Here is a 547-nt window from a genome sequence, read left to right as displayed (position 1 = left end):
ATCCGTTTTTGTTTGAGTTTGCGACAGAGTCATCCAGTGGTGAGGAGTTGGCAAAATATGCACAACCTCGTCCAAAGACTAGCCACGTAGGTATTGTAGGTAACCGTGTATCAGGCCCATTTTCATTGTATTTATATTATGATGATTACCGAAACTTCGTACTACAAGATGGGGATAAGTTGCTTTTTACCGATGATCTACATGCTCAAGTGTTTGATATTGAAGTCGCTGGTAGTTACTTAGGTCCTTCTTACTATGCCGTTAAGAAGAAAACACGCTTACATGATTTACTTAACAATATTGAAGTTGAACCTGAACTAGCTGATTTTCGCTCAGTGTATATTCTTCGCAAGAGTGTTGCTGAGCAGCAAAAAGAGCGCTTAGAAGAGTCGCTGCATCGTCTAGAAAGAAGTGTGTTTACTGCTCCCGCTTCTTCTGATGGTGAAGCGAGGATTCGAGCGCAAGAAGCTCAAATGGTGATGCAGTTTGTCGATCGTGCGCGAAAAGTTCAGCCGCTAGGTAAAGTTGTGGTTTCTGACAGTGGAAA

At 42.4% G+C, this 547-nt stretch carries 1 pseudogene; it reads left to right on the top strand.

The annotated features are described in order from the left end of the window. Positions 1-547 (top strand): annotated as a pseudogene (locus R7E78_RS29640) (polysaccharide export protein); the annotation flags it as partial.

Source organism: Vibrio sp. YT-19(2023) (assembly GCF_033337395.1).
This window is presented reverse-complemented; position numbering and strand designations above follow the sequence as displayed.